1 protein-coding gene is annotated in these 712 nt (G+C 71.2%); it reads left to right on the forward strand.

Going from position 1 to position 712, the window contains the following annotated elements:
- Window positions 1-50: 50 nt before the first annotated feature.
- A partial coding sequence (locus tag IEZ09_RS45965) for a transposase (RefSeq protein WP_189260151.1) occupies window positions 51-712 on the forward strand: 662 nt, incomplete at its 3' end.

The following is a 712-nucleotide window of genomic DNA, read 5'->3' on the forward strand; positions in this document are numbered from 1 at the left end:
CCGAGTGAGAGGGCATCTGCTGGATGCAAGCGTCTCATACCTCCGGTCGGATGCAGGCCAGGTTCGACGATCCGAATCTCGTGTCGTGTGCCGGTCTGGTACCGGTGATGCGGCTCGCGCAGGACGCGGGCCTGCATGAACTGGCCGAGCAGCACCTGAAAGTGCCCGGCCCGGCCGGGGCCAGTGCGGCGGCGAAGGTCGGCTCGATCGTGGCCGGCATGGCGGCCGGCGCGGACAGCATCGACGACCTCGATGTGGTGCGGCACGGGGCGCTGCCGCGGTTGTTCAGCGGGATCCGGGCGCCCTCGACGCTGGGCACGTTCCTGCGGAGCCTGTGCCACGGGGACGTCCGCTCGGTACACGCCATCCACACCCGGTTCCTGCAGAACCTGGCCGCACGCACCCCGCTGCTGCCCGGCGCCGATCAGCTGGTGTTCCTCGACATCGACGCCAAGAAGAAACAGGTGCACGGCCACCAGCGCGACGGCGCGCGCCGCGCCTATACCGGCGCGACGAGCCTGGACTATCTGATGGTGACCATGACCGGCCCGTTGTTCGCCCCGGTGGTCCTGACCGCCCGGCTGCGCGATGGCGCCGCGCACTCCTGCCGCGGCGCCGCCTCCATGATCCGCGAGGCGATCGGGCTGGCCCGGCGCTGCGGCGCGACCGGGCTGATCGTGGTCCGCGCCGACTCCGGCTTCTACACCAGCGC

The organism is Lentzea flava, assembly GCF_014648475.1.
Classification (GTDB): domain Bacteria; phylum Actinomycetota; class Actinomycetes; order Mycobacteriales; family Pseudonocardiaceae; genus Lentzea; species Lentzea flava.